Source organism: Spirillospora sp. CA-294931 (assembly GCF_050946795.1).
Classification (GTDB): domain Bacteria; phylum Actinomycetota; class Actinomycetes; order Streptosporangiales; family Streptosporangiaceae; genus Spirillospora.
On sequence record NZ_CP192006.1, the window covers coordinates 7,346,855 to 7,364,758 of the forward strand.

General features: G+C 73.4%; 20 protein-coding genes. 14 read left to right on the forward strand and 6 right to left on the reverse strand.

Annotation, left to right across the window (positions count from 1 at the left end; genetic code table 11):
* Positions 1-29: 29 nt before the first annotated feature.
* Positions 30-692 carry a DUF2306 domain-containing protein gene (locus ACQPY4_RS33195; protein WP_433327721.1) on the reverse strand — a complete coding sequence of 221 codons (663 nt, stop codon included), beginning with the start codon at positions 690-692 and terminating at the stop codon, positions 30-32.
* Between the two features lie 209 nt (positions 693-901).
* On the opposite strand from ACQPY4_RS33195, the gene ACQPY4_RS33200 reads away from it, so the two are divergent.
* From ACQPY4_RS33200 to ACQPY4_RS33235, 8 genes are all read left to right on the forward strand, one after another.
* Positions 902-1,480 carry an SDR family NAD(P)-dependent oxidoreductase gene (locus ACQPY4_RS33200; protein WP_433327723.1) on the forward strand — a complete coding sequence of 193 codons (579 nt, stop codon included), beginning with the start codon at positions 902-904 and terminating at the stop codon, positions 1,478-1,480.
* Between the two features lie 68 nt (positions 1,481-1,548).
* A complete protein-coding gene (locus ACQPY4_RS33205) occupies positions 1,549-1,626 on the forward strand; it encodes a putative leader peptide (RefSeq protein ID WP_433339126.1) in 78 nt (25 codons plus the stop codon).
* 69 nt (positions 1,627-1,695) lie between these two features.
* Positions 1,696-2,520: an ABC transporter permease gene (locus ACQPY4_RS33210; RefSeq protein WP_433327725.1), complete on the forward strand. Its 825-nt coding sequence runs from the start codon at positions 1,696-1,698 to the stop codon at positions 2,518-2,520.
* Complete coding sequence (locus tag ACQPY4_RS33215) at positions 2,493-3,233, forward strand: ABC transporter ATP-binding protein (RefSeq protein WP_433327727.1); 741 nt, start codon at positions 2,493-2,495, stop codon at positions 3,231-3,233. The genes ACQPY4_RS33210 and ACQPY4_RS33215 overlap by 28 nt, the downstream gene beginning before the upstream one ends.
* On the forward strand, positions 3,230-4,219 hold the full coding sequence (locus ACQPY4_RS33220; protein ID WP_433327729.1) for an ABC transporter substrate-binding protein: 990 nt from the start codon (positions 3,230-3,232) through the stop codon (positions 4,217-4,219). The genes ACQPY4_RS33215 and ACQPY4_RS33220 overlap by 4 nt, the downstream gene beginning before the upstream one ends.
* Positions 4,220-4,305: 86 nt before the next feature.
* Positions 4,306-5,430 carry a sensor histidine kinase gene (locus ACQPY4_RS33225; RefSeq protein ID WP_433327731.1) on the forward strand — a complete coding sequence of 375 codons (1,125 nt, stop codon included), beginning with the start codon at positions 4,306-4,308 and terminating at the stop codon, positions 5,428-5,430.
* Positions 5,427-6,080, forward strand: coding sequence for a response regulator (locus ACQPY4_RS33230; RefSeq protein ID WP_433327733.1), 654 nt, complete (start codon positions 5,427-5,429; stop codon positions 6,078-6,080). The genes ACQPY4_RS33225 and ACQPY4_RS33230 overlap by 4 nt, the downstream gene beginning before the upstream one ends.
* A gap of 13 nt (positions 6,081-6,093) precedes the next feature.
* Positions 6,094-7,107 (forward strand): alpha/beta fold hydrolase, encoded by a 1,014-nt coding sequence (locus tag ACQPY4_RS33235; RefSeq protein WP_433327735.1) that lies wholly within the window; start codon positions 6,094-6,096, stop codon positions 7,105-7,107.
* A gap of 166 nt (positions 7,108-7,273) precedes the next feature.
* On the opposite strand, the gene ACQPY4_RS33240 is transcribed toward ACQPY4_RS33235, so the two are convergent.
* Both ACQPY4_RS33240 and ACQPY4_RS33245 read right to left on the reverse strand, forming a co-directional pair.
* Complete coding sequence (locus ACQPY4_RS33240; protein ID WP_433327737.1) at positions 7,274-7,420, reverse strand: hypothetical protein; 147 nt, start codon at positions 7,418-7,420, stop codon at positions 7,274-7,276.
* Between the two features lie 349 nt (positions 7,421-7,769).
* Positions 7,770-8,081, reverse strand: coding sequence for a hypothetical protein (locus ACQPY4_RS33245; RefSeq protein WP_433327739.1), 312 nt, complete (start codon positions 8,079-8,081; stop codon positions 7,770-7,772).
* 186 nt (positions 8,082-8,267) lie between these two features.
* Between ACQPY4_RS33245 and ACQPY4_RS33250 the strand changes: the two genes are divergently transcribed.
* Positions 8,268-10,091 (forward strand): protein-arginine deiminase domain-containing protein, encoded by a 1,824-nt coding sequence (locus tag ACQPY4_RS33250; RefSeq protein ID WP_433327741.1) that lies wholly within the window; start codon positions 8,268-8,270, stop codon positions 10,089-10,091.
* Here ACQPY4_RS33250 and ACQPY4_RS33255 read toward each other — a convergent pair.
* Positions 10,071-11,330 (reverse strand): cryptochrome/photolyase family protein, encoded by a 1,260-nt coding sequence (locus ACQPY4_RS33255; protein WP_433327743.1) that lies wholly within the window; start codon positions 11,328-11,330, stop codon positions 10,071-10,073. The genes ACQPY4_RS33250 and ACQPY4_RS33255 overlap by 21 nt on opposite strands.
* A 76-nt stretch (positions 11,331-11,406) precedes the next feature.
* Between ACQPY4_RS33255 and ACQPY4_RS33260 the strand changes: the two genes are divergently transcribed.
* The 3 genes from ACQPY4_RS33260 to ACQPY4_RS33270 all read left to right on the forward strand — a co-directional run bounded on the left by ACQPY4_RS33260 (position 11,407) and on the right by ACQPY4_RS33270 (position 13,927).
* Positions 11,407-12,312 (forward strand): MerR family transcriptional regulator, encoded by a 906-nt coding sequence (locus tag ACQPY4_RS33260; RefSeq protein ID WP_433327745.1) that lies wholly within the window; start codon positions 11,407-11,409, stop codon positions 12,310-12,312.
* A gap of 96 nt (positions 12,313-12,408) precedes the next feature.
* Positions 12,409-13,368: a YbgA family protein gene (locus ACQPY4_RS33265; protein WP_433327747.1), complete on the forward strand. Its 960-nt coding sequence runs from the start codon at positions 12,409-12,411 to the stop codon at positions 13,366-13,368.
* Positions 13,369-13,441: 73 nt separating this feature from the next.
* Positions 13,442-13,927 (forward strand): DUF4383 domain-containing protein, encoded by a 486-nt coding sequence (locus ACQPY4_RS33270; protein WP_433327749.1) that lies wholly within the window; start codon positions 13,442-13,444, stop codon positions 13,925-13,927.
* Between the two features lie 52 nt (positions 13,928-13,979).
* Here the strand turns inward: ACQPY4_RS33270 and ACQPY4_RS33275 are convergent, their stop codons facing one another.
* Entirely contained in the window at positions 13,980-14,531 is a 552-nt protein-coding gene (locus ACQPY4_RS33275) for a hemerythrin domain-containing protein (protein WP_433327751.1), read from the reverse strand.
* 218 nt (positions 14,532-14,749) lie between these two features.
* Here ACQPY4_RS33275 and ACQPY4_RS33280 point away from each other — a divergent pair, with 218 nt between their 5' ends.
* Positions 14,750-15,505 carry a CPBP family glutamic-type intramembrane protease gene (locus ACQPY4_RS33280; protein ID WP_433327753.1) on the forward strand — a complete coding sequence of 252 codons (756 nt, stop codon included), beginning with the start codon at positions 14,750-14,752 and terminating at the stop codon, positions 15,503-15,505.
* On the opposite strand, the gene ACQPY4_RS33285 is transcribed toward ACQPY4_RS33280, so the two are convergent.
* Complete coding sequence (locus tag ACQPY4_RS33285; protein WP_433327755.1) at positions 15,495-17,072, reverse strand: carboxylesterase/lipase family protein; 1,578 nt, start codon at positions 17,070-17,072, stop codon at positions 15,495-15,497. The two genes, ACQPY4_RS33280 and ACQPY4_RS33285, sit on opposite strands and share 11 nt — an antisense overlap.
* Before the next feature lie 94 nt (positions 17,073-17,166).
* On the opposite strand from ACQPY4_RS33285, the gene ACQPY4_RS33290 reads away from it, so the two are divergent.
* Positions 17,167-17,886 (forward strand): TetR/AcrR family transcriptional regulator, encoded by a 720-nt coding sequence (locus tag ACQPY4_RS33290; protein WP_433327757.1) that lies wholly within the window; start codon positions 17,167-17,169, stop codon positions 17,884-17,886.
* Positions 17,887-17,904 lie beyond the last annotated feature (18 nt).

The following is a 17,904-nucleotide window of genomic DNA, read 5'->3' on the forward strand; positions in this document are numbered from 1 at the left end:
TTACGCGAGCAGGGCGGGAAGAACCGGCGTTATCGGGCGAACGACGCGCGAGTCCTGCGGCGCCTCAGCATGAACTCCACGATGGCCAGGTTGACGACCCACCCGATCGCCTGCCCCACCGGGATCGTCGAGCTGATCAGCTCGTCGCGCGGACCGGTGTCGCCGAGCGCGACCTGGGCCACCACCAGCAGCGGTATCAGGATCCGCGAGGTCACCGCGAGGAACGTCAGCGCGTAGTTGCGCATCATCCACGCCCGATGCGCCCGGAAGTCCCGCCGCCTGGCCGCCCGGACGGCGAGCCACCCGGTGACCAGCCACAGCACGCACGGCACCGACAGCCCGATCTGGGTGATCGGGCGGCCGGACATGATCGCCACCGGGAACCCGGCCAGCGCGGACGGCAGCACGCCCGCCAGCAGGTACACGCGCCCGATCGCGCGGTGCACCCCCCGCCGCGCCCTGATCGAGGGCATGAACTGCAACGGGCCGAGGACGAGCGCGACCAGCGCCGTGAAGACGTGCGCGGCCAGCAGCGAGTAGTGCGCCCCGCCGTCCACGTCCTGGCGGCTGCTGTCGACGTCGAGCAGCAGGTAGGGGAACACCAGCACCGCGCCGAAGACCACCGCGACGGCCAGCATCAGCCACAGCCGCGGGGCCGTGCGCGCCCTTCTCTTCTCCACGGTCGTTTCCACGCCATCGATCGTGGGCGAGGGCCGGGTCCGGCACATCGGGTGCTCGACGGCACCGGCGGTACGCCGGGATGCGTACGAGCCTCCCTCGTGCGGCGCCGGGGTACGCCGCAAGACGTACGGCGACTGCCTCCGGAAGGCCGACGCCGTGCCCGTGACCTCCGCCGCAGGATGAGCGGGCAGGCACCCCCCAAGCGGAAGAGGGCATCGACATGGACGCCAACGTCGCCATCTACCCCGACCTGGAGGGCAAGGTCGTGGTCATCACCGGCGGAGCGCGCGGGGCCGGTGCTTGCACCGCCCGTGCCTTCGCCGCGCAGGGGGCCCTCGTCGCCTCCGTCGGGCCGGACGAGCGGGCCCTGGAGGACGTCGTCGCCCTGATCACGGCTTCGGGGGGCAGCGCGATCGGCGTCGCGGCGGACGTCACCCACCCGGCGGCGCTCTTCGAAGCGGCGTCCCAGGTGAAGGACCTGCTGGGCCCCGTGGACGTGCTGGCCGCGTTCGCCGGGGGCCGGGCGGCGTCCGGGCTGACCTCGGCGTTCCTGACGATCCGGGCGTTCGCCCCGGACATGACCCGGCGCGGCGCGGGCGCGATCCTGACGCTGTCGTCGTCCACCGGGCGGGGCGGCCAGGACGGGCTCGTCACGCTGGCGACGGACCTGGGCTCGCGTGGCGTCCGGCTCCACTGCCTCACGCCCGCCCCGCCCGAGGCGCTCTCCCCCGCGGGCATCGCGCGCGCCTCCCTCTACCTGGCCTCCGAGGCCGCCGCCGCCCACCTCACCGTGAGCTGACGCGCCGATCGTCCTATTTCAGAGTATTCCTATTGACTTGATAGGAATACGTCCTTACGGTGAAGTCCGTGAGCCGCACCCCCTCCCTCGTCGCGCGGCTGCACGTCGACCTCCGGCGGCAGGCCAGCGCGCTCTGTCCGCGCTGACCCACGCCCCGCACAGCGGCGCGGGACACCGGCGCCGCGCCCCGGCTCGCTTCGAGAGGTCTCTTCACCATGTCCACCACGCCCCTGGAACTCGCGCGTCCGCGCACGCGCCTCAAACCCCCGCCCCTGCGGCTGCCCAAGGCCGCGCTGTGGCGGGCCGCCAGCCCGCTTGCCCTGCTGGCGCTCTGGCAGCTGAGCAGCAGTTCGGGACTGCTGTCCGAGCGCCTGCTCGCCGACCCCGTCACCATCGCCCGCACGGCCTGGGAACTGGCCCGCGAGGGCGTCCTGGGCGAGGCGATCGGCGCGTCCCTGCGGCGGGCCGCCGTCGGCTTCGCGCTCGGCGCCGCCGCCGGAATCGGGCTCGCCCTGGCCGCCGGGCTCAGCCGGGTCGGCGAGGCCGCCCTCGACCCGCCGATGCAGATGCTGCGGGCCCTGCCGCTGTTCGGGCTGATCCCGCTGTTCATCCTCTGGTTCGGGATCGGGGAGACGCCCAAGGTCGCGCTGGTGGCCTTCGGCGTGGCCTTCCCCCTCTACCTCAACACCTTCGCGGGCATCCGCGGGGTCGACGGCAAGCTGGCCGAGGCCGCCCGGGTGCTCGGGCTCAGCCGGACGGCGCTGATCCGGCATGTCGTCCTGCCGGGCGCCCTGCCGCAGACGCTGGTCGGGCTGCGGCAGAGCCTCGGCGTCGCCTGGCTGGCGCTGATCGTGGCCGAGCAGATCAACGCCGACCGGGGCCTCGGGTTCATGATCAACGATGCCCGGGAGTTCCTTCGCACCGACATCGTCGTGGTCGGCCTGCTGGTGTACGCCGCGCTCGGCCTGGCCACCGACGGGATCGTCCGGATCCTGGAAGGGAGGGCCCTGGCATGGCGGCGAGCGTTCCTGGGACGGTGAAGGCCACCGGCCCCGTCGCCCGCGTCGGCGGGCTCACCAAGCGGTTCGGCGACCGCCGGGTGCTGGACCGCCTCGACCTGGAGATCGGGCGCGGCGAGTTCGTCGCGCTGCTGGGCCGCAGCGGCTCGGGCAAGTCGACGCTGCTGCGCGCGCTCGCCGGTCTGGATCGTGACAACGACGGCGCCATCGCGGTGGACGGCACGGTCGCCGTCGCCTTCCAGGAGCCGCGCCTGCTGCCGTGGAAGCGCGTCCTGGCCAACGTGGCGCTCGGCCTGGACGCCGCCGACCCGCGCGCGGCGGCCGAGATCGCGCTGGCCGAGGTCGGCCTGGCCGAGCGGAGCGGCGCCTGGCCGCTCACCCTGTCCGGCGGCGAGGCGCAGCGGGCGTCCCTCGCCCGCGCCCTGGTGCGCGAGCCCGGCCTGCTCCTGCTGGACGAGCCGTTCAGCGCGCTGGACGCGCTCACCCGGATCACCGTCCACCGGCTGGTGCTGGACCTGTGGACCCGCCACCGGCCCGGGGTCCTGCTGGTCACCCATGACGTGGACGAGGCGCTGCTGCTGGCCGACCGCGTCCTGGTCCTGGACCGCGGCCGGATCGCCCACGAGTCCCGCGTCGAGCTGGACCGTCCCCGGCACCGCGACCATCCCTCCCTGACCGAGCTGCGCGCGACCCTGCTCGACCGGCTCGGCGTCACCCCCGAAGGAACGGCATGAACCTGCGACTCACCGCGCTCGCCGCGGTCCTGGCCACCGCCGCCGCGACCACGCTGGCCGGATGCGGCGGGGACGGCGGCTCGGCCAGCGCCGCCGCCGACGGCACCGTCACGCTGCGCGTCGGCGACCAGAAGGGCGCGAGCATCCGATCGCTGCTGGGCGCGGCGGGCGAGCTGAACGGCACCGCGTACAAGATCAGCTGGTCGCAGTTCACCTCGGGCCCGCCGATCCTGGAGGCCGTCAACGCCGGGGCCGTCGACTTCGGCTCGGTCGGCAACACTCCCCCGATCTTCGCCGCCGCCGCGCGCTCCAAGATCGTGATCGTGGGCGCCACCGACATCCGGCTGGACGGGCAGGCGATCCTGGTCCCCAAGGGCTCGGCCCTGCGCTCGCCCGCCGAGCTGCGCGGCAAGAAGGTCGCCGTGGCCAAGGGCAGCTCGGCCCATGGCCACCTGCTGAACGTCCTGAAGAAGAACGGGCTGGACCTCTCCCAGATCCAGGCCCAGTACCTGCAGCCGTCCGACGCGCTGGCGGCGCTGTCGTCCGGCAGGATCGACGCCTGGGCCACCTGGGAGCCCTACACCGCGCAGGCCGAGGCGCAGACCGGCGCGCGGATCCTGGTGAACGGGACCGGCTACATCAACGGCTACGGCTTCCAGATCACCTCGCGCAAGGCCCTGGACGACAAGGGCAGGACGGCCGCGCTCAAGGACTTCCTGGCCCGCTGCCGGCGCGCGGTGCTGTGGTCCAACGCCCACCAGAAGCAGTGGGCGGCCATCTGGGCCAAGGACACCGGGCTGCCGCTCCCCGTCGCGCAGAAGGCGGTCGAGCGGCGGCTGGCCCGGGTCGTCCCGCTCGACGCGGCCGTGACCTCGGCCGAGCAGCAGCTGGCGAACACCTTCACCGACGCCGACGTCCTGCCGGGCAAGGTGGAGATCGCCGACTTCGTCGACCCGAGGTTCAACGGGACCGTTCCGGTCTCCTAGGACCGCCTCAGTACGCCCACGGGCGTAGGGCGAGAGTCGTCCAGCGGACGACGCGCGGGCCGGTTCCGCTCGGCGAACCTTGGTCCATGAACACGGCAGGGGGTGCGAGGGCCCGGCTCGGCGACGCCGCGCTGGCGATCGCGCTCACCCTGTTCGCCATGGCCGGCACGGCCGCCGTCGGGCGCGCGCCCCGGGACGAGACGGTTCTCGACACCCGGGGCTTCGCGCTGATAGCGGTGGCCGGGCTGGCCCTGGCGGCGCGCCGCCGCAGGCCGCCCGCGACCCTGGCGGTGGTGGCCGCCTGCACCTCGGTCTACCTGGTCCTCGGGTACGCCTACGGGCCGATCCTGCTCTTCCTCATGATCGCCGTGTTCGGCGCGGCCCGGTACGCCTCGCTGGTCGAGGCCCTGCCGTGCGCGCTGGCCGGGCTCGCGCTGCTGCTGATCCATCTCGTCGTCCCCGGGACGGCACTCGGCGTGCGCGGGGCCATTCCGGTGGCCGCGTGGGTGGTCGTGCCGTTCTCGCTGGGCTTCACGCTGCGGCTCCGCAAGGAGACCGCCGTCCGGGCCCGGGCCGAGGCGATCCGCCAGAGCGTGGACGACGAGCGGCTGCGCGTCGCCCAGGAGGTCCACGACATCGTCGGCCACGGCCTGGCCGCGATCAAGATGCAGGCCGACGTCGCGCTGCACGTCCTGCCGAGGAACCCGGCCCAGGCCGAGATCGCCCTGGAGGCGATCAGCCGCAGCAGCAGCGAGGCCCTGGACGAGCTGCGCGCGACGCTCGCCCTGGTCCGCCGCTCGGAGGGCGAGCCCGAGCGCTCCCCCGTCCCCAGCCTGGCCCGGCTGGACGGCCTGCGGCAGCGCATGGCCGACGCGGGCGTCCAGGTGCGGCTCGACACCGCGGGCGAGCCCGCCCCGGCGCTGCCCGCCGCGGTCGACCTCACCGGGTACCGGATCGTCCAGGAATCGCTGACCAACGTGTTGCGGCACAGCGGCGCGGGCCAGGCCAGCATCGGCATCCGCTACGAGGACGAGAGCGTCCTGATCACCGTGTCCAACCCCGTGACCGGCACGCCGTCCGAGGGCGGCGGGTCCGGCATCCCGGGGATGCGCGAGCGCGTGCGCGCGTTGGGCGGCGAGTTCAGTGCCGGTCCGGCGGCCCACGACCGCTTCGAGGTCCATGCCCGACTCCCGGCCGGAGGGCCCAGATGATCTCCGTACTCGTCGTCGACGACCAGGACCTGGTCCGGCTCGGCCTGCGCACGCTCATCGAGAACGAGGACGGGCTCGCGTGCGTCGGGGAGGCGTCCGACGGGCTGGCCGCGATCGCCGCCGCGCGGCGGACGCTGCCCGACGTCGTCCTGATGGACATCCGGATGCCCGGCGTGGACGGCCTGGTCGCGACCAAGCGGATCATGGCCGACCCCGCGCTGGCCGACACCCGGGTCATCGTGCTGACGACCTTCGAGCACGACGAGTACATCTTCGACGCGCTGCGCCTGGGGGCCAGCGGCTTCCTGCTCAAGGACACCAGGCCCGCCGAGCTGGTGCGGGCCATCCGGTCGGTGGCCAGGGGCGGCGCGCTGATGTCGCCGTCGGTGACCCGCCGGGTCGTCCGCGAGTTCGTGGCCAGGGCGCCCCGCAGGCCCAGGCCGCACCCCGATCTGAAGGCCCTGACCGACCGGGAGCGGGAGATCCTCGGCCTGGTCGCCGAGGGGTTGAGCAACGAGGGCATCGCCGGACGGCTGGTCATCAGCCCGGCCACGGCCCGCACCCATGTCAGCCGGGCGATGATCAAGCTCGGGGCCCGCGACCGGGCCCAGCTGGTCGTCTTCGCCTACCAGTCCGGCCTGGTCACCTGAGAAAGGGAAACGCATGAGCACCGCGACCGACGTCCGGCCCGAGGCCCCCGAGGCCGTCCGCGCACCGCAGCTGCGGCGATGGGCCAGGCGGCTGGCCATCGCCCTCGCGGCGCTGTGGGCCGTGGTCACCCTCCTGTCGTTCGGCTTCAACGCCGTGACCGCCGGGACGGCCGAGCCACCGCCCGGCCAGACGTACGTGCAGGCCGGGGACGTGAAGACCCGCTACCGCTCCTGGGGGACGACCGGCAGCCCGATCGTGCTCGTCCACGGGTCGTTCGAGTCGGCCGACACCTGGGCGCGGCTCGCGCCGCACCTGGCCCGCGGCCACCGCGTGTACGCCTTCGACCTGACCGGCTCGGGCTACAGCACCCGCAAGGGCCCCTACACCACCGGCCACATGGCCGAGCAGACCCTGGGCTTCCTGGACGCGATGAAGCTGGGCGGGCCCGGGCAGCGTCCCGTCCTGGTCGCGCACTCCAGCGGCGCGGCCGTGGCGGCCGAGGCCGCGCTGCGCGCCCCCGACCGCGTCGGCGGCCTGATGATGCTGGACGGCGACGCGCTCGACACCGGCCCCGGCGCCGAGGGCCCACCCCCCGGCCTGCTCGTCAACCCCTACCGCACCAGCCTGCTGCGCATCGCGCGCGGCTCCGACTGGCTGATCCGCAGCGCCTACAACAGCCAGTGCGGCCCGACCTGCCCCCGCCTGGACGCCGCCGGAGTGCGCGAATGGCGGCGACCCTACGAGGTCAAGGGCGCCGAGAAGGGCCTCTGGGACGCCTACGGCGACGGAAGCCCCGGCCTCGCGGCGTCCCGGGTGGCGATGCTGCGCGCCACGGGCATCCCGGCGTCCGTCGTCTTCGGCGCCGAGGACGACGTCTTCACCAAGACCGCCCCGGCCGAGACCGCCGCCCGCATCGGCGCCCCCGCCCCCACCCTCATCCCCGGGTCGCGCCACCTCCCGATGATCTCCAACCCCGCCGCCGTGGCCCAGGCCACCGAGGCCCTGGCCACCCGAGCCCGCCGCTGAGACCGAGCCGGGACGAGCGAACGCGGCGCGCGGGCCGCGTCCGCCCGTCCCGGCTCACCCCGCGAACCGCCCACACCGACCGGCGCGGGATCACCGGACCGAACACCCGCGCAGCACGGGCCGAAGACGTGCATCCGGCGCGCGGGTGGCGTCCGCCCGTCCCGGCTCACCTCGCGAACCGCCGGACGAAACGGCGCAGGATCACCGGGCCGAGCACCGCGCGCAGCACGGGGCCCAAGGCGCGCGTTCCCGGGAGCCGGAAACCGGCCATGTAGGCGAAGCGCGTGGCGTCGCCGTCGGGGACGGCGGCCATGCCGAACACGATGAAGCGGCTCTGCGCCAGGCACCAGGCCCGGAAACCCCTCCTCGGGGTCGCCGAGGACCGCCCACACGTCCGCGAAACCCGCCGGAAGCGCGGCCTCCAGGTACAACGCCCCCGGAAGCGACTCCGCGAGGACGCGGAGCCTGCGCAGCTCGTCGAGCTCACCCACGGGCCAGGTCATCGTGCCCTCCCTTCGTCGTTCCAGCCGCGTCTGAAGCTGTGCCTGGCGCGGAACAGCCGGGACCTGACGGTCCCGACCGGCACGCGCAGCAGTTCCGACGCCTCCCGGAGCGTCCCTTCGGGTCGGCTTCGGTGACCGGCCCGAGAGCAGGGCGATCCACTACCAGCTCGTGGCCCGCAGGGCCGCGACCGTTCTGCTCCCTCCGGTCGACCGCCCAGACCTGGAGGCCGCGGTCGGCGCGGACCAGGTCGCGGGCCAGTGTCCGGAAGGTCCCGGCACCGGCGAGCCCTCCCGGCACCAGAACCAGCACCCGGCGAGCCCGCGGCGACCCGTCCGGTCGTACCGATCGGGCGCGGCGGTGTCCACGCCCGTGATCGTCATCCGCGTCTCCCCGACCGCGTCGGCGGTGACCGGTTGCGCCACCCCGACGATCGCGACGGTGGCCACGGCCGCCGCTATGCCTCGCTTCATACTTCCTCCTCGCTGTCACCAGGGAGGAGGACGGGAGGGGCCCGGTTCTCTCCCGCGAGTGATGCGGATCACGAGCGTCAGGGAGGAGTCCGCCGGTCGAAGGATGTGAAACCAGCCGACCGGCGGGGGTTGTCATGGCCAAAATGCCGATGAGGGCGGGGGTTTGCGTGCAGCAAAGTCCTCCTTATGCCAAAAAACTCGGAGAACTCGGGCGGACGGCGGATCGCGGTCGCGGGCGTCGTCGCCCTCGGGCTCGGCGCGTGCGGGCTGGCGGTCGTGCCCCCGGCCCTGGCCGTCCCCGGTGAGCACGCCGATCTGCGCGCCGACGTCGATCGGGACGGTCGCGTGGACCTCGGCGGCACCTCGGACGAGGCGGGCGAGGACGTCTGGACCCGGGGGCGCGGCGCGATCGTCCTGCCCAATCTCGATGACGACGCCCGGCGCTGCCCCGTCAAGACGCCCGCCGGGCGCCCCCTCCCGATCGGGGCCCTCACCGGGTGCAACGACGCGTCCGACGCGGTGGTCAACGGGGAGCGCGACGCCGCCGACCTCGCCCGGGTGCGCGTCGCCGCCATGCCCCGGCTGTCGGACAAGGCCACCGGTACCGTCGCGCTGACCGGCAAGGGACGTCTGTTCCTCCGCCAGGGCCGCGCCTGGCGCGCGCTCAGGCCGACCGACCGGATCCCGGTGCGGGACCTTCGCCGGGGCGCGGAGCTGGGGCTGGAGGCCACGGACGTCGTCCGCGACGTCCGGCGCTGGAACGGCGATCTGCGGGTGCGGTTCACCGTCACCGACGGAGGCACCACCACCGCCGACACGATCCTCGCCCGGGTCGCGCCGCTGTTGACGCACCATCATCTCCAGCGGACCGAGCGGGTGCTGGTCACCCGCCTCCCGGATGACAACCCCTACGCCAAGCTCCAGCGCAAGTTCGTCAACGAGCTCGCCGGGCACGTCCGCGCGGCCGGGGTCGCGGCCCCGTTGTTCACCTTCACCAAGTACGGCGACCCCTGGGCGCAGGACTTCGTCGAGCCCGGCTACGTCAGCATGCCCGGGCCGGGCCGTCCCCAGAGCATGCGGATCATGATCCGCTCGGCCCAGCCCACCCGCGACTCCGGGCGCGAACTGTGGGAGCGGCTGCGCGGGCCCAACGTCGGCGCGGTGCAGTTGCCCAATGTTCCGGAGAGCGAGAACGACAGCCTGAACTCCACGGGCAACCTGGAGACCATCCCGCCCTACGGCGGCTACCCGGCGGGACGGATCATCATGGGCCAGGGCGAGGGTCCCGGCCAGCGGCCCACGACCATGCTCGCCTTCCTCGCCGCCCAGGGCGCGCAGCAGCCGCTCACCCTGGACACGTCCTGGCTGGACGTCGGCCACGTGGACGAGTTCCTCCAGTTCCTGCCCGCCCCCACCCCACGCGGCTGGCGCCTGGCCGTGGCCGACCCGTCCGCCGGGACCGCCATCCTGCGCAAGCTCCAGGCCGAGGGGCACGGGAAGCGGCGCGTGTTCTCCGTCCCCGGCGGCCCCAAGACCACGATCGCCCAGGCCCTGGCGGACGCCAAGTTGCGCGAGGCCAACACGATCGCGTCGTCCCGTATCGCCGCGAACGTCGCCAAGCTCAAGCGGGAGACCGGCGTCACCGACGCCGAGATCGTCCGCATCCCCGGGCTGTACGCATTCGGGGGCGGCCCCACGCAGCGCGTGCGCAGGTTCGACCAGAAGGCGGCGTCCGGTGAGACGCGCTCCGCGCCCAAGACCATGGGTGCGTGGGTCCCGGGTGCGATCAACAGCCTGTTCCTCAGCCCGAACCGTGTCCTGGCCGCCCGCCAGTGGGGCCCGGTCGTCAACGGACGCGACGTCTTCGCCGACGCGGTGACGTCCGCGTACCGCCGGGCCGGCGTCCAGGCCGCCTACATCGACGACTGGCACACCTACCACGCGGGCGGCGGCGAGGTGCACTGCGGCACCAATTCATTCCGCGCTACATCAGCCCCCTGGTGGTCCTAGCGAAATGGGACGCGGGTAATCGGGCGGCGGGGTCGGCAGCGTCCAGGGCTCGTGGGCCTTGCCGTCGGGGACGTCGGCCAATTCGGGGACGTAGCGGCGGATGTAGATGGCGTCGGGATCGAAGCGTTTGGACTGCCGGATGGGGTTGAAGGCGCGATTGGGCCTGGTGTCATTGCCCGTTCCGGCGGTCCATTGCCAATTGCCGTAATTGTTGGGGACGTCGCCGTCCAGGAGATGCTCGTGAAAGTGGCGGGCGCCCGGGCGCCAGTCGAGATGGAGGTGTTTGACGAGGTAGGACGCGGTGATCATGCGGGCGCGGTTGTGCATCCAGCCCTCCCGGACGAGCTGGCGCATTCCGGCGTCCACGATGGGGACGCCCGTGGTGCCCTCGCGCCAGGCACGCTCGGCGGCGGGGTCGTGGCGCCAGCGGTGGCCCCGGGGACGGTAGTCGCGGCTGGTGATCTCAGGAAAGGCGTGGGTGACCTGGTGGAAGAAGTCGCGCCAGCAGAGCTGGCGGACGAACTCGTCGTTGCCGCGGGCCTCGATCTCCAGGGGTGACAGGCACCCGAAGCGCAGGTAGGGGCTCAGCTTGGACGTCCCGTCGTCGGCCAGGGCGTCGCGGGTGTCGGCGTAGGCGTCCATGCCGTGGCGGGTCCAGGTGTCCAGGCGCTTGCGGGCCCTGGACTCGCCGCCGGGCATCAGAGGCGACGGGTGTCCGGGGATCGTCCCGGCGGCGAGATCCGGCGGAAGCCTGATGCTGGAGGGTGCCTTGGCTCGGGTGCGGCGGGGCGCCTTGGACCATGCTCGCCAATACGGGGTGAAGACGCGGTAGTGGTCGCCGCCTCCGCTGGGAGTCAGGCGTCCGGGCTCGACGATCGTGACGCCCGGGAAGGCGCGGAACTCGATCCGCTCGGCCTCGAATCGCCGGGCGCGGTCGCGGGCCAGCGCGCTGACGTCGTCGCTGGTGTAGATCGCGGTGGCGGACGTCTCGCGGGCCAGCCTCATGGTCTCCGTGACCACGTCGCCGTCGCGCACCAGCAGGTCGCCTCCCCGGGTGCGGAGGGACGCGCGCAGGTCGTCCAGGCAGTCGAGCAGGAACGGGCCGCGCCGCCCGGACGGGACGGCCGGGTCCAGCACGAACAGCGGGACGACCCGGCGGGCGCCGGCGTGGGCGGCGGCCAGCGCGGGGTGGTCGTGCACGCGCAGGTCGCGGTTGAACAGCACAATGATCGTGTCCATCACCGGTCCATTCGCGGGGACCGGGACCGATGATTGCAACAGGAACGGCACCGATCTCCGAAACAATGGCGTGAACATGGATCACGACGGCCCGGCCACCGCTGCGGAGCCGGGGTACGGCATCGGCGCCGTGGCCCGGCTCATCGGGGTGCCCGCGAACACCCTGCGGACGTGGAACGTGCGCTACGGCGTCGGGCCCAGCCGCCGGAGCGCGGGCGGGCACCGCCGGTACGACGCGTCCGACCTGCGGCGGCTGGAGTCCATGAAACGGCTGGTCGGGTCGGGGCTGCCGCCGTCCGAGGCGGCGCGGACGGTGCTGACGCGGCCGGTGCCCGACGAGGCCGAGGAGCCGCCCGGGACGCCCGCCGTCGCGGGCCGGGTGCCCTCGCCCGCGATGCTCGCGCGGGCCGCACTGGCCCTCGACGGGCGCGGGGTCGCGGGCGGCCTGGCGGCCGGGATCGCCCGCAACGGGGTCGCCCGGACGTGGAACGACCTCGTCCTGCCGGTGTTCGAGGCGATCGTCGCCCGGCAGGAACGCGACGGCGGCTGCGTCGCGGCCGAGCATCTGTTCTCCGACCGGCTGCTGGCGGCGCTGCATCCGCTGGTCGGCGAGCCCGCCCGCCCGGTGAACGGGCGGCCGGTGCTGCTGGCCTGCGCGCGGGACGAGCAGCACAGCCTGCCGATCTACGCCCTGGCCGCCGTGCTGGGCACCGACCACGGCATCGGCACCCGGATCCTCGGCGCGCGCACGCCCTACTCCGCGCTGGCCGAGGCGATGCGGACGCTCGGCCCGGCCGTCGTCTTCGTCTGGTCGAGCCAGGCCGAGACCGGTGACCCCGCGCCCCTGGCGGACCTTCCCCGGGTGCGGCCACCGTCCAGGCTCGTCGTCGGAGGGCCCGGGTGGCACTCCGGCCTGCCCGCTCGCGTCGCCCGCGTCCACTCCCTGGACGAGGCCGTCCGCCACATCCTCGACACGCTCTGACCCAGAGATCCAGGCGTGGGTGTTGCTTCTCGCGGGCCTGTATGAATAAGTTTTGAGTAGATTATCTCTCCAAGAGACGGTCAGGAGGTCGATGACGTGACCCGCCCCCGCGTCGCGGTGTCGAGCTGCCTGCTCGGCGAGCCCGTCCGCTACAACGGCGGCCACAGCCGCGACCGCTTCCTCACCGACACCCTCGACCGGCATGTCGACTGGGTCCGCGTCTGCCCGGAGATGGAGGCGGGTCTCGGGGCGCCGCGCGAGACCGTCCGGCTGGAGAGCGCGCAGGACGGCCCGCGCCTCAGGACGAGCAAGACCGGCGTCGACCTCACCGACCGGATGACCGCCCTGGCCACCGAGCGGGCCGCCGACCTGGCCGTGGACGGGTACGTGTTCAAGGCCAAGAGCCCGACGTGCGGCATCCACGGCGTCCCGGTCCATGCGGGCGAGGGGCGTCCGCCCGAGCGCCGCAATCGGGGGATGTTCGCGGGCATCGTCATCGACGCGCATCCCCTTCTTCCGGTCGAGGACGAGGGACGCCTGCGCGACGCCGTGCTCAGAGAGGAGTTCGCCGAGCGGATCTTCGCCGGCGCGCGCCTGCGGAACCTGCTGGACGGCGAGTGGCGCCCCCGCGACCTGGTCGAGTTCCACACCCGGCACAAGCTCCAGCTGCTCGCCCACGACCCGTCGGTCTATCGCGGCGTGGGCCGGATCGTGGCCCGCGCCGGGGCCACGCCGCGCGCCGAGCTCGCCGCCGCGTACGCCGCGGCGTTCAGAACGTGCCTCACCCGCAAGGCGACGGTCGGGAAGAACGTCAACGTGCTGCACCACTGCGTCGGGATGGCGCCGATGGACGACGTCCCGAGGCGGCACGTCCTGGACGTCATCGCGGCCTACCGCTCGGGGCTGGTGCCGCTGAGCGTCCCGGTCACGCTGGTGCGGCACCACGCGCTCGACGAGAAGGCGCAGGACTGGCTCCGCGACCAGTCCTATTTCACCCCGTATCCGGACGATCTTCGTCTCCGCAACCACGTCCCGATTCGTCCACGCGGAGGGTGACGCTCTGCATGTTCTTCCGAACCGAGGGTAAGCCTCGGGCAGCATGATCGGTCACGTCTGGGAGGAGTGAGCGATGCATCATCAGATCATCGGGTCCAAGGAGGGCACGGCGACCAGATCGCTGTTGTGCCTGGCGGCCCTCACCGTGGGCGCGGTCTTCCTCGCCATCGGCATCCTCGGGTTCATCCCGGGGATCACCACCGACTACGACAGCATGAAGTTCGCGGGCCACGAGTCCGACGCCAAGCTGTTCGGGCTGTTCAACGTCTCGATCCTGCACAACATCGTGCACCTGCTGTTCGGGCTCGCGGGGCTGGCGATGTCGCGCGCGGCGCGGACGGCGCAGCTCTTCCTGGTGGGCGGCGGTGTCATCTACCTGGCGCTGTGGCTCTACGGGCTGGTGGTCGGGCGGCATGACACGGCCAACTTCGTCCCGTTCAACACCGCCGACGACTGGCTGCACTTCGTCCTGGGCCTCGGCATGATCGCGCTCGGCGTCCTGCTGGCCCGGCGCGCCTTCGCGGGGAGCACCCGCAGGGAAGAGCGCCAGGTTCCCTAGCCGCCGCGGCGACGCCCGTCGCGTGCGCCATCGCGCGCGACGGGCGGCTCGCTCAGCCGCGGGCCTTGCGGATCGCGTCGCGGGTGCGGTCGGCGACGGCGGCCAGCGGCCCGAGGGCGACGTTCTTGGTGACCGATTCGGTGCCCGGGTGCGGATGGGTCGGGGCGACGGCCTCGGCGGCCTTGACGGCCGTCACCATGCCGCGCAGCTCCTGAGGGCTCGCCCGGTCGGCCAGCTTCGGGAACTCCTCGCGCTCCTCGTGGCGGGCGTGCTCCTCGACGTCCTTGTGGAACTGGACGAACAGCGCCTGGAACTGGGGTGAGTCGAGGTCGAGCCGTTCCAGCTCGCTCAGCGTCCGCTTGGCCGTGTTCTCCTCCTCCAGGCGCGCGTCGACGACCTTGTCGCCGTCGCCCAGCGCGCGGCGGGCATACGGGTGGACGATCTCCTCCTCGGCGGTCTCGTGGACCGCGAGCAGATGCCGCAGCCGATCGAACCCCTCCTTGCGGACCTGGCCGCTGTTCTTCTCGACGATCGAGCACAGGCGGCGGATCTCCTCGTGCTGCGCCAGCAGCAGTTCCACCACGTTGTCGGCCTTGTCGCTCATGGTTCTCCCTTCTCTGAGGACCGGACGGGGAGGGCGATACCCATGGCTGGCCGTTCAATCCTTCTCGGCGGTTCCGGTCACCCGGGGGCAATGGGCGGTGCCCCTGGGCGTAACCCGTCCGGCCGAGCGCCAATCCGCCGCAAGGTCCGCGCCAGGGTCCGGGAGCCTCCCGGCGGGTGCCCGGACGCCGGGACGGCCCGTCGTTACCGTGGATTCGCATGCCTCTCGATGTGATGTCCCCGTCCTTCACCGGCGTCTCGCTGCTGCTCGCGTCCGTCCTGGTGGCCTACGCCTCGCTCGGCGAGCTGCTGCTGGCCCTGCGGGAGCGCTTCCGGCCGGGCGTGACCGCCTACCACCGGCGGTCGCTCGCCGCACAGGGGGCAGTCATCGCGCTGGTGCTGGTCACCGTCGCCGCCGGGCCGGGGGTGAGCCTGGCCGAGGTCGGAATCGCCTGGCCGCGCCGCAGCCGGCTGGAGTTCGCCGTCCTGCTGGCGGCGGCGACGGTCGCGCTGGTCGCGACCGGCATGGGCGTCTGGCAGCGGCGCCGCGCGTCCAGCGGACGCCCCGTGCCGAGCCTGTTCGAGGCGACGCCCATCGCCCGGGGCGACCAGGGCGATGGGCGCCTCGACCGCGGCTGGGCGCTCGGCGCCGCCGTCACGGCCGGGATCTACTACGAGCTGCTGTACCGGGGCCTGCTCATCGCCTTCTTCATCGGGGTCGCGGGCCTGGCGGCCGACCGGGCGGCCCTCGCGGCGGCGGCGGTGTTCGTCCTGGCCAACCTGCACCGAGGACGGGTGCGCGTGACCGCCACCGCCGGTCTCGCCCTGGTCTCGACCATCGCCTACACCGAGACCAGCAGCCTGCTGATCCCGGCCGCCGTGCACGCCACCGTCAACGTGCACGACGTGATCAAGCTCAGGGCCCTGGCGCACCGCATGACCCCGCCCCGCCTGCGCCTGATCGTCACCCGGTGATCGAGCGCCAGAACCGGACGTTGTGCTCGCGGGCGAAGTCGACCTGGCGGATGTCATCGGGGGCCAGGGACTGGGCGCGGTCCACGCCGCCCCGAGCGCGCGGCCACCAGGGGCTGCCGTGCCCATTGGGGTCGCCGGTGCGGGCGAAGCGCGTCCAGTAGCCCATCATCTGCTCCGACAGCCGCCGCTGGCCCGCGTTGAGCGGCTGGTCGTAGGACTCGGTCTTGAAGAGGTACTGCAGCTCGGACGTGTGATAGGCGCCGGTCGAGAACGCGGGCTTGGGCATGCCCGACATCCACGGCGCGTCGCGGTCGGCGAACTCGAAGGCGTAGGTCGGGACGTGCCGCGCGAACGCCCGGCCGGTGTCGATCGCGGGGCGGGCGTACACGGCGTCGGTGACCACGGCGGGCCAGACCAGGTTGGCCGGGGCGTCCTTGCCCAGCGGGTAGCGCGCGAGGACGGCGGGAGCCTTGCCGGCACCGACGAACTTCTCCACCAATCCGGGGTAGGACGCGTCGTCGATCGGGGTGAAGCCCGTCGCGATGCGGTACTCGTCGCGGGTGATGCCGTGCATCACCGGCACCTTGGCGAACCGTCCGGCCGGGATCGCCACGGCGGGATCCTCGGGAAGCACCCCGCCGCCGAAGACCGGACCGGGCCACGCGTAGTCCAGGCCGAGCTTCTCCAGCAGCACCTCGGGCTTCTGGTCGCGCAGGCAGGACGCCGCCGTGGCCGGGTCGGGGCAGCCGGCCTTGGCGGCGATCTGCTGGCCCTGCCGGTACGCGACGGCGCGCGGCCTGGGGAAGCCGGGCGGCGCCGGATCGGGCGAGCCGTCGGCGCCCGGCCACACCGTCTGCGTGCACGGCTCGCTCTGGACGATCGCCCGGTGGAACAGCCCGGCCGCGCCCGGCGCCACCAGCTGGGCGCACACGCTGCGCGCGCCCGAGGACTCGCCGAAGATCGTGACATTGCCCGGGTCGCCGCCGAACGCGGCGGCGTTGCGCCGCACCCAGCGCAGCGCGGCCTGCTGGTCCTCCAGGGCGAAGTTCCCGGACGCCCCGCCCAGCGCCGGATGCCCGAGGAAGCCGAACACCCCGAGCCGGTAGTTCAGGGTCACCACGACCACGTCGCCGCGCGCGGCCATGGCCCGGGGGTCGGTCTGGTCGCCGCCGCCGAACTGGTAGCCGCCGCCGTGGATCCACACCATCACCGGGAGACCGCGGCGGCCCGCGCCCCGCGGCGTGGTGACGTTCAGGTTGAGGCAGTCCTCGGTCACTTTGGCCAGCCCGCTCTGCGCGCAGCGGTCGCCGGGTCTGGTGGCGTCGCGGGTCCGGGTCCACGGCGCGGCGGGACGGGGCGAGCGCCAGCGAAGGTCTCCCTGGGGCGGCGCCGCGTAGGGGATGCCCTGGAAGGAGCGGTGGTCGTCGGCGACGGTGCCGCGGACGGGCCCGCTCGCGGTCATGACGAGCGCGGGGTCGGCGGCGGCGTGGGCCGCCGGAAGACCCGCGGCGAGCGTGAGGCCCACCACCGCGGCCGCGACCCCGGCCCTCGTGCGTTGCGAAGACATGGAGACCTCCGGGTCTGTTGATGGAAGTGTCCGGCGGACACATGGCGTACTGTAGACACTGAATCTGAGCGGAAGCAATACGGACGGGGAACCGATGACGGCGGCCGAAGGCAGCGAACCGACCAGCGCCGAGCTGCTCTGGGGCCTGGACGAACGTCCGGCCAGGGCGCCCCGGCTCGTCCTGACGGTGCACCGGATCGCGGACGCCGCCATCGCCGTCGCCGACGCCGACGGCATGGCCGCGGTGTCGATGCAACGGGTCGCGGCGAGCCTCGACGTCACCAAGATGGCGCTCTACCGCCATGTGGCGAACAAGGCCGAACTCACCGCCGTCATGATCGAGACGGCCGTCGGCGACGCGCCCGACCTCACCCGGATCGCGGGCGGCTGGCGGCCGCGGATCGAGCGCTGGGCCGAGGCGATGCGCGAGACCTGGCGGCGGCATCCGTGGCTGCCCACCGCGACGACCGGGGAGCGCGCTCTCGGCCCCCGCGAGATCGGCTGGACCGAGAGCGCCCTGGGCGCCTTCGTCGGCACGCCGCTCAGCGGTGCCGAGCGGATCGACGCGGTGTTCCTGGTCAGCGGCCACATCCGCAACACCCAGGCCGCCATGACCTCGGGAACCCAGCCGTGGACCGCCGACCGCCGCGCCCGTCCCGCGATCGGTGACCTGCTGCGCGGCCGGGCGGACCGCTTCCACCACATCCTCGAAGCCGTGGACGACCTCCGCGACGCCCCGCCCGACAACGGCTGGTCCTTCGGGCTCGACCGGATCCTCTCGGGCCTGGACCAGCTCATCGAACAGCGGAGCTGAACGCGGCCAGCTCCGGCA

Excerpts from the sequence above, each read along its gene's own strand:
- ACQPY4_RS33200 (WP_433327723.1), top strand. The coding sequence starts at position 902 with ATGGACGCCAACGTCGCCATCTACCCCGACCTGGAGGGCAAGGTCGTG.
- ACQPY4_RS33235 (WP_433327735.1), top strand. The coding sequence starts at position 6,094 with ATGAGCACCGCGACCGACGTCCGGCCCGAGGCCCCCGAGGCCGTCCGC.
- ACQPY4_RS33290 (WP_433327757.1), top strand. The coding sequence starts at position 17,167 with ATGACGGCGGCCGAAGGCAGCGAACCGACCAGCGCCGAGCTGCTCTGG.
- ACQPY4_RS33255 (WP_433327743.1), bottom strand. The coding sequence starts at position 11,330 with ATGGACACGATCATTGTGCTGTTCAACCGCGACCTGCGCGTGCACGAC.
- ACQPY4_RS33250 (WP_433327741.1), top strand. The coding sequence starts at position 8,268 with ATGCCAAAAAACTCGGAGAACTCGGGCGGACGGCGGATCGCGGTCGCG.
- ACQPY4_RS33280 (WP_433327753.1), top strand. The coding sequence starts at position 14,750 with ATGCCTCTCGATGTGATGTCCCCGTCCTTCACCGGCGTCTCGCTGCTG.
- ACQPY4_RS33240 (WP_433327737.1), bottom strand. The coding sequence starts at position 7,420 with ATGGCCGCCGTCCCCGACGGCGACGCCACGCGCTTCGCCTACATGGCC.
- ACQPY4_RS33215 (WP_433327727.1), top strand. The coding sequence starts at position 2,493 with ATGGCGGCGAGCGTTCCTGGGACGGTGAAGGCCACCGGCCCCGTCGCC.
- ACQPY4_RS33270 (WP_433327749.1), top strand. The coding sequence starts at position 13,442 with ATGCATCATCAGATCATCGGGTCCAAGGAGGGCACGGCGACCAGATCG.
- ACQPY4_RS33285 (WP_433327755.1), bottom strand. The coding sequence starts at position 17,072 with ATGTCTTCGCAACGCACGAGGGCCGGGGTCGCGGCCGCGGTGGTGGGC.
- ACQPY4_RS33245 (WP_433327739.1), bottom strand. The coding sequence starts at position 8,081 with ATGAAGCGAGGCATAGCGGCGGCCGTGGCCACCGTCGCGATCGTCGGG.
- ACQPY4_RS33210 (WP_433327725.1), top strand. The coding sequence starts at position 1,696 with ATGTCCACCACGCCCCTGGAACTCGCGCGTCCGCGCACGCGCCTCAAA.
- ACQPY4_RS33230 (WP_433327733.1), top strand. The coding sequence starts at position 5,427 with ATGATCTCCGTACTCGTCGTCGACGACCAGGACCTGGTCCGGCTCGGC.
- ACQPY4_RS33275 (WP_433327751.1), bottom strand. The coding sequence starts at position 14,531 with ATGAGCGACAAGGCCGACAACGTGGTGGAACTGCTGCTGGCGCAGCAC.
- ACQPY4_RS33225 (WP_433327731.1), top strand. The coding sequence starts at position 4,306 with ATGAACACGGCAGGGGGTGCGAGGGCCCGGCTCGGCGACGCCGCGCTG.
- ACQPY4_RS33260 (WP_433327745.1), top strand. The coding sequence starts at position 11,407 with ATGGATCACGACGGCCCGGCCACCGCTGCGGAGCCGGGGTACGGCATC.
- ACQPY4_RS33220 (WP_433327729.1), top strand. The coding sequence starts at position 3,230 with ATGAACCTGCGACTCACCGCGCTCGCCGCGGTCCTGGCCACCGCCGCC.